Raw genomic sequence first — 7,406 nt, 5'->3', positions numbered from 1 at the left:
TTACGTATGGGTTACTCGATAAAATTTGAATTTCTCTTTCTGTAAATAGCTTTTTTGTCATTTTGAACATTCTCCGATCCCAATTTTCCTCTTATTATACAAGAAATACCCTATAGAATAGACTTTTTTTAAGTGTCTATTCTATAGGGTACATTTTATTGTATTGCACTCTTCTTTTTATAGAAATTACGATACAATAACAAAAGCCCATCACTTAATCCTTATGTATAGTGATGGGCTCTACCTATATTTTTCTATGTTCAAAAGAATGGACAATCTAACTGATCAACAGATTCCCACGATTTTTTTTTTACGTTTTCGGTGGATTTACTATTTTCTAGTGATACGTTTTTAAATGGATTCATTTCAACTTTTAATAGAGATGACGGTTCTACATATAAAGAAAAAACATGGCTACTTGGCAAGGTTTTTGATACATCAATATCTCCTACTTGTTTAAATAATTGCTGGGCTGCAAAGAAAAAGAAATTAGTTGGATTAGATTGTTTATTAAGCCAAGCAATCATTTCAGGCGATACTGATTTATTAATATTAATTTTCACTCGATCACCACGTTTATATCGCCTAGATCGCATACTTCCACCAACTAACTTATCGTTAAGTTTGTGAACCCTAACTCTTTTTGCTTATGCTCTCTATATTTTGGCGAGCATGTATATACTAATAACCCACGAGCATTGGTAAATAACGGGTTATCTACAAAAATCACATTTTTCAAGCGTCCTTTTTGTTTTAAAATCATTTTCAAGCTATTTTTAATAATAACTGCACCCCCACCATAAATAAATACATATGGATCGTCTTTCATATCATCAATTTTGTTAATAATATCCGTTGCGACACGTGCTGCTAAACCTAAAAACGCTGGTTGTGATTCCTCAACTAACAATGCATTTCTTGGGTGCTTTTCATTTAAATAAATTTGGTTAAATTCTGTAATACTATCAATTGTTTTCGTAGGATATTTCCGATTCCACCTCGTAATAATTTGTAGTAACGTTTCTTTTACACCGTACGATAATCCTTTACTTAATTGCGGACGGAAATTTACCCCTAATGAAACAACTTCTTCCGTTGTCCCCGCGCCAATATCAAAAGACAATAAAGTTTTATCTACAAAATCAATTTCTGAAACTTGATTTTGTTCACATTCTATTTTATGTTTCACAACATTTCCTTCCTCATCATATACAATACCCCACGTCCCAGAAGCGCCTTCAGGTAGACATTTACAAAACTCAATAGAAACATTAATCGTAACATCGCGCCCATTTGGATAATGGAATATGACCTTGTGATTACCCATATACCGTTTCGCATTTTCAGCAGCGATTTCCTGTGTAATAAGTTGCATTGGAAGAGCCACCGATAAATCATAACGAATATTAATATGACTTGAAGTTGGACTTTGACGCATAGCACTTATCGCTAAACCTGAAAGGATTGTAATAACCATTAACTCATCAGTAGATTTATTTGATTTCTTCTCTACTTCAGTACCTTTTAATTGATCTTGAATCACTTTTTCTCCAACGATGTATCGTACGTTATTTAACATTAGCGATGGAGAACTAATGGTCACATCAATGTGATTCTCTAATTCTGACGATGAAACATCACCTTCATCTAACAACCCCGTAGGCTCACCTATATATAAAGAATAAATACTCGGAATAAAAATAGGTTCCTGCCCTTTCACCATTAACTTCAAACCATTATTTCCTGCATCTGCACCAGCTTTTAAAAGAATAGACATAACTACCCCCTAATTTAATCTGACATCCCTTCCAAATATATGCGAGCCCATTCTTTTACATTCAAATGTAATTTAATTTTTTCTTCATCCTTTAAACAAAATATCACAAATATTCATTTCTCGTGTAAAAAGCATTTGACATAAAACTTTTCCAATTTTATACTATGATTGTAAAGAGTTTTTTACAATCGTGGAGGTGCAATTATATATTGAATACTAAAAAGATTATTTTTGTAATCATTGTTTTATCGTTAATCGCGATACTCGGACATGGCGCATACAAATACGCAACTGAAGGTTCAATTTTGGGCGGAACGATTTTCGCTGCTTCTTTAATACTTAGTAATTTAATTAATCATATTACATGGGGAGATCCAAACGGAGTATCGAAAGAAAGTCAAGATGAGATGGGACAACAAATTACATATAAAAGCTTTAAAATCGCGTATTTTGTGCTTGTAGGTGTTATGTTCCTTATATTACTCTGCTCAGAAGGATTTTCTATGGGTTCCAATTTAGATGGTGTAAAAAACCTTCCACTCTTTATTGCACTCTGTTCTTCCTTTCTTATTTTCCCTATTGTTGAACTCATTGTCGCAAAACAATATAAATAAAAAATGTGGTTTTCTATATGCAGAAAACCACATTTTTTATATTCAAATCCCTTCTACTATTGCTTTTAACTTTTTCACAGTCCGCCAGTTCCTTACTGTAGCTGGCGTATGTAATTTTTGAAACTGGTTCATTAGTTTAGAATTCCGAATGCTTTTTTTGAAAAATAAATACACTACTGTTCCTTCGATATGGCAATCTTCTATGTCACTTTTGTACATAAGTAACCGCTTACTGTCTTCTTCAGAAAGTGGATTAGCTAAAAAGGCCACATGTACACTTTCTCCTTCTAATAACGAATGGGTCTCGTAAGGACACTTTTTAATAATATTAATAAATTCATCATTTGCTCTTAACATGACCGGAACATCGAAATCAAAAACGTTCTTAATTTCACATTCAATCCGTTCCTTTAGAAAACTTATATCATCTTCTGATTCAAATACTACATTTCCACTTTGAATATATGTTTTCACTTGTTTTAACCCTATTGATTCAAACAGTTTTTTCAAATCTGCCATTTTGATTACTTTATGTCCACCTACATTAATCCCCCGTAGTAGTGCAATATAAATTGTCATATAATTACCCCTCACGTATTTAAATGCTTAGCAATCGGTTTGTTTTGCACATTTATATTTCTCGGATACTGGCTTTAATTCTTCTAACATAGCATGCATGGACAATATCTCAAACAAAAAAACTTACTACATGATTTTTTTCAAGAGTAAGTTTCTTTTCATTATTTTGCAATAAGTAAATGCAATATTAATTGTTGTCCAATCGGTCCCATTCTTCTATACCCTTTATCTTGAAACCCAACTTTTTCATATAACTTTTGTGCCGGAATATTTTTTTCATTTACAGCAAGAATCACTTCATTTTTTATTGGATAATAATATTTTACAAAGTCTTGTAATAACGCCAATGATTTTTTAGCATATCCCTTCCTTTGTTTATTATGATTAACGGAAAAAGAAGTTAAAAGTATGGCATCCTTATTTTCTGTAAACTCCTGTACTCTGTCACCTGTTTGTAATGCGAATACACCGACAGGTACTCCATTATAATCTAAAATAATAACAACATTTTTAGTTCGATCATTTTTCGCTTTCTCCAGTAATTCACCTGGATTCGCCGTAAATTGAACTTGTTCACTTGGTAAAGTAAATGATTGTATTATCTCTTTATACTGCTCCTTATACGGAACTAATTGTATTTCCCCTGTATGTATGTTCATGCTTAACTCTCCCATTCCTTCAAGTTATTAACTTAAACCTTGCTGTGTTTTAGAATGCACCTTTCCATCCAAAAATGTAATTTCAGCAAATGATTTTGGATCGCTGCCTTTCCAAGCAAAAATTTGTTTAATTTGTGTAGAATGTTCTTCCCCTTCTTCTATGAGTAAATCCCCTTCAAAACCGATTAAATCTTTCACTTCTGTATAAGTCATTCCTTCATTAATATTTGAGAAATGATTTATATTAATGGACTCTTGCTTTTTATTTTCCGTTATAGTAGAAGACGTAGCTGTTTTCTTCTTCACTTCTTTCTTCTGTTCACACGCTGTCATACTAAAACCTATGCATAAAACACCTAATATGAGTGCGCTTTTTTTCATCATAACGGTTGTCCCTCCCCTCATTATTAAACCATATATTCCCTTAAAAATAAACTGAATATTTAATCTTGAAGAAAAATCCCGTACAATTTAGTACGGGATTTTCACTATTTTTTCAAATGGTTATTTGACTGATCTTCTTGTTCTTTTCGTAGTTCTTGTTCTTCATCTTTTGGTAATTGTTTATCATTATCTTTAATCGGATTCGTTTCTCTATTTTCAATCATATCATTTGGAACTTGCGGCATTACTCGGCCAACAATTGCTGCTAGTTCATCAAGTATACCTTCACCAGTTTTACCTTTTTTAATTTGCTTACCTATTTGTTTTAATCTTTCATACGTATCAACATCTGCTACAACGACTGCATTAGCACCATTTGGGTCATTCTTCAAACTTTCTGCTACGGAGTACTTAATTGACTCAACACGAGTTCGATCAAGTTTCGCTTTTACATCAATACCTACAACAGCATATTTCCCCACTACTACCGCTGTCGCATCATTCACACCTGGTACACTTGCAGCTAAAGATGCTAAATGATCAGCAGCTTTTTCGTTTGGCTTATTTGATTTGTTTGTATAATTAACATTTTTCATCGAGACATTTTTTTGTTCTGGCTTTTCATTAGGATTGTCTTTTTTTCCAATGCTACATCCAGTAATGACGAAACAAAGCATTAACATATATATAATGATTTTCATTATTTTCACCACTTTATCATTGATGTTTAATCATAAATTTTTTCAACAGCTTGCATCTTCTTCACTTTTTCTTCTGCACCGCTATTTGCGTTAATGAAAATTTGGTACGTATCTTTCCCTAAAGTACCAATAAATTCATAACAAAGTACTTCATTATGCAAGTCATTTACTACTACAGCTTTACGTTCCTCCATAACTTTTACATCGGGGTTAATTTTCTTTTTCGCCTCAGCAGCAGTTAGCTTCGCACTCGGAATTGTTCGTTTTTGATGCGATGCTAAATATTCCTTTGCGGAAAAACCAACAATCGATCCATCATCTAAAGCAATTTTCATTTGAATTGCTTCTGGATAAATACGCACTCCATTTTCACTTACAACGTACGTAAACACACCGATATTATCATATTGAGAACTATCAAACAGCTCCATATTTGTAAACTTGTGATCCTTTAAAAACGTCAATCCTTTACTTCCTGCATCATTTAAACTAATTTTTTGTTCTTTAATTTCTCGATTATTCATTACCCAAATTGGGTATCCACCTTTCCCAGTAATATCCATGTGAAATTCGTTGTTTGTTGCTGGATCTTTAATTTTCACACTGTAGAAAGATTCTTTTGCGCCTTTTCCGCTTTTCTCAACTTCTACTTTTTCATTTCCTTTTAAATTTAAAAATGATTTTGCGATTTTTGCAGCCTCATCTTTAGAAATCGCTTTACCCTCTGCTTCAAATCCGCCCTTTTTATTTTTTTGTGCACTTGTAAAAGTAGGACCGAAATTAGTAGATGAGTATGACGTTACATTCTTCTCTACTGTTTTTAATCCATCAATAATTGTGTTATCTGCTGGATCTTGATTAGACGCAAGTGCCAGTTCTACATCCATCCAGCGTAAATTATTTTTCAAAACAAGATGTTGCACTTTTCTTAGTTCATCCTGTATATTTCCTGCATTTGAATATAAAGTTTGCAATGTTTTATACTCTTGATCATTTAGCGGTTCTTTTTCTAAATCACGAATCGCTGCACGATAGCTAAAATCACCGATATTCGCTAAAAATTCTTCCGTTTTATTAAATGGCATTAATGTTAATGGTAGTTGACCTACATCAGAACGAGCTTCAGATGTTAAACGCCACACATCTGCTAATGCTGGCGATAGAGACGCACGTGAATTCATCGCAAGTGTTGTCCCGATTTTATCGTGTAATAAGTCAACCTCATACGCTAAATCATGAAACGCGCGCTGATAACTATTTTCCGCTCTAATTAATACTGCATTTTTTTCTTGATGCTCTTTATAGCCCCAATATCCTGTTCCGACTACACCTATTGTTAATAATACAATGATAATACCTCTTAACATGTTTCCACCTCCGCTCTATTTACAGAAAATGTGTTTGCCGATTTTTTTAATTTGTGGACGAGTCCAAATCCATTTGCTTGTCGCAGTATCTGGATTGAAATAATATAGTGCATTCCCTGTTGGATCCCATCCATTGATTGCATCTAATACGGCTTTTTTCGCATTCTCATTTGGCGTTAAATATATTTGTCCATCTGCTACTGCTGTAAAGGCTCTCGGTTCAAAGATTACACCTGAAACGGTATTTGGAAACGATGCACTTGTGACACGATTTAAAATTACCGCAGCCACTGCAACTTGTCCTAAATATGGCTCGCCACGTGACTCTCCGTATACAGCGTTTGCCATTAACTGAATGTCATTTTGAGAATAACCGTTTGGAACATTTGTCCCTTTACTTTGTGGTGGTTTATTTTCTTGTGCAGTACCACCGCTATTCCCTTTATTAGTTGTAGTACCTTTATTAGCGGTCGACTTATCATACTTCGTCGCTTTTACAAGCATTTGCTTCGTTTTAGCACCCGCTAAACCATCAACCGGCAATCCAAATTTTTGCTGAAAGTTTCGAAGTGCCCAATATGTACCCCATCCGAAAACACCATCAACTTTCCCCGTATAAAATCCGTTATATTTCAAACGAGATTGTAATTCAATGACATCTTCTCCAGATGCTCCCCTTTGGATAACTTGATTAGAAAAGGCTTCTACATTTTTGGTTTGTATACTACTTACCATTAAAGATAAGCCAATAAAGGTAAGTAAAACCGCTATCTTCAAAAAACCTTTTTGACGCATATATTTCCCTCCTTAATTACAGTAATGAATTCATGGTTATGTTTTGTAAATGTGAAGCTTTTATGTAAAGAAGACAAAAAAAGCCAAACTTATATGCTTGAAGATATATGCACACAATATAAAAAAAGAGTAAAAGGAGCTTATTATGAAGTATTTCTTCACACGTATAGCATTCTCGATTTTTTTACTAACAACATGTTCAAATATATATACTGGTCCATCTATAGTTCACGCACAGCCGCCCTATGCAAAATGGGGTAAACTGGCCGTTGAAAAAACGAAAGAACAATATCCGAAAGCAGAGATTATTGATTACCTTCATATAGGTAGAAAACCAAAAACTGTTCAAATAACAGTTGAAAAATTTAAGCTGTGGCTGCGTGAAGGTGGGAAAGAATATGGTGTTTTTGTTGATGTAGAATTCGATACGAAAACAGAGAAATTTTTAAAGATGTCATTTCAGAAAACAAATCGGTAAAATAAAGAAACCTCCGTCTTTACATACAGACAGAGGTTTCTTTATGTACTTC

General features: G+C 33.6%; 10 protein-coding genes. 2 read left to right on the top strand and 8 right to left on the bottom strand.

All coding sequences use genetic code 11. The features are described 5' to 3' along the window. Positions 1 to 260: 260 nt before the first annotated feature. Positions 261 to 596: a hypothetical protein gene (locus tag MR071_RS04525; protein ID WP_105584874.1), complete on the bottom strand. Its 336-nt coding sequence runs from the start codon at positions 594 to 596 to the stop codon at positions 261 to 263. Between the two features lie 11 nt (positions 597 to 607). Next, positions 608 to 1,777, bottom strand: coding sequence for a ParM/StbA family protein (locus MR071_RS04520; RefSeq protein WP_105584875.1), 1,170 nt, complete (start codon positions 1,775 to 1,777; stop codon positions 608 to 610). A 209-nt stretch (positions 1,778 to 1,986) separates the two neighbouring features. On the opposite strand from MR071_RS04520, the gene MR071_RS04515 reads away from it, so the two are divergent. Beyond that, the gene (locus tag MR071_RS04515) at positions 1,987 to 2,391 is read left to right on the top strand and encodes a hypothetical protein (protein WP_002110239.1); all 405 of its coding nucleotides are present in this window, start codon (positions 1,987 to 1,989) and stop codon (positions 2,389 to 2,391) included. Between the two features lie 42 nt (positions 2,392 to 2,433). Here MR071_RS04515 and MR071_RS04510 read toward each other — a convergent pair whose 3' ends face one another. The 6 genes from MR071_RS04510 to sleB form a co-directional block, all read right to left on the bottom strand. Next, complete coding sequence (locus MR071_RS04510) at positions 2,434 to 2,970, bottom strand: DUF1697 domain-containing protein (RefSeq protein ID WP_105584876.1); 537 nt, start codon at positions 2,968 to 2,970, stop codon at positions 2,434 to 2,436. Positions 2,971 to 3,131: 161 nt separating this feature from the next. After that, positions 3,132 to 3,629: a GNAT family N-acetyltransferase gene (locus MR071_RS04505; RefSeq protein WP_242235182.1), complete on the bottom strand. Its 498-nt coding sequence runs from the start codon at positions 3,627 to 3,629 to the stop codon at positions 3,132 to 3,134. Between the two features lie 27 nt (positions 3,630 to 3,656). After that, entirely contained in the window at positions 3,657 to 4,013 is a 357-nt protein-coding gene (locus MR071_RS04500) for a hypothetical protein (RefSeq protein ID WP_105584878.1), read from the bottom strand. A gap of 104 nt (positions 4,014 to 4,117) precedes the next feature. Continuing rightward, positions 4,118 to 4,714, bottom strand: a complete 597-nt coding sequence (locus tag MR071_RS04495; RefSeq protein ID WP_070143265.1) for a YhcN/YlaJ family sporulation lipoprotein — start codon at positions 4,712 to 4,714, stop codon at positions 4,118 to 4,120. Between the two features lie 26 nt (positions 4,715 to 4,740). After that, positions 4,741 to 6,081, bottom strand: coding sequence for a germination protein YpeB (gene ypeB / locus MR071_RS04490; RefSeq protein ID WP_105584879.1), 1,341 nt, complete (start codon positions 6,079 to 6,081; stop codon positions 4,741 to 4,743). 15 nt (positions 6,082 to 6,096) lie between these two features. Further along, positions 6,097 to 6,876, bottom strand: a complete 780-nt coding sequence (gene sleB, locus MR071_RS04485) for a spore cortex-lytic enzyme (protein ID WP_105584880.1) — start codon at positions 6,874 to 6,876, stop codon at positions 6,097 to 6,099. A 145-nt stretch (positions 6,877 to 7,021) separates the two neighbouring features. On the opposite strand from sleB, the gene MR071_RS04480 reads away from it, so the two are divergent. Beyond that, positions 7,022 to 7,354, top strand: a complete 333-nt coding sequence (locus MR071_RS04480) for a DUF3889 domain-containing protein (RefSeq protein ID WP_105584881.1) — start codon at positions 7,022 to 7,024, stop codon at positions 7,352 to 7,354. The last annotated feature ends 52 nt before the right edge of the window (positions 7,355 to 7,406 follow it).

The sequence above is a fragment of the Bacillus cereus group sp. BfR-BA-01316 genome, assembly GCF_022664195.1.
Taxonomy (GTDB): domain Bacteria; phylum Bacillota; class Bacilli; order Bacillales; family Bacillaceae_G; genus Bacillus_A.
Note: the sequence above shows the minus strand (reverse complement) of the source record. Positions and strands in the feature narration are given on the sequence as shown.

Bases quoted from the DNA above. Each gene is read 5' to 3' on its own strand.
- ypeB (WP_105584879.1), bottom strand. From the start codon at position 6,081: ATGTTAAGAGGTATTATCATTGTATTATTAACAATAGGTGTAGTCGGA.
- MR071_RS04520 (WP_105584875.1), bottom strand. From the start codon at position 1,777: ATGTCTATTCTTTTAAAAGCTGGTGCAGATGCAGGAAATAATGGTTTG.
- MR071_RS04495 (WP_070143265.1), bottom strand. From the start codon at position 4,714: ATGAAAATCATTATATATATGTTAATGCTTTGTTTCGTCATTACTGGA.
- sleB (WP_105584880.1), bottom strand. From the start codon at position 6,876: ATGCGTCAAAAAGGTTTTTTGAAGATAGCGGTTTTACTTACCTTTATT.
- MR071_RS04500 (WP_105584878.1), bottom strand. From the start codon at position 4,013: ATGATGAAAAAAAGCGCACTCATATTAGGTGTTTTATGCATAGGTTTT.
- MR071_RS04505 (WP_242235182.1), bottom strand. From the start codon at position 3,629: ATGAACATACATACAGGGGAAATACAATTAGTTCCGTATAAGGAGCAG.
- MR071_RS04510 (WP_105584876.1), bottom strand. From the start codon at position 2,970: ATGACAATTTATATTGCACTACTACGGGGGATTAATGTAGGTGGACAT.
- MR071_RS04525 (WP_105584874.1), bottom strand. From the start codon at position 596: ATGCGATCTAGGCGATATAAACGTGGTGATCGAGTGAAAATTAATATT.
- MR071_RS04480 (WP_105584881.1), top strand. From the start codon at position 7,022: ATGAAGTATTTCTTCACACGTATAGCATTCTCGATTTTTTTACTAACA.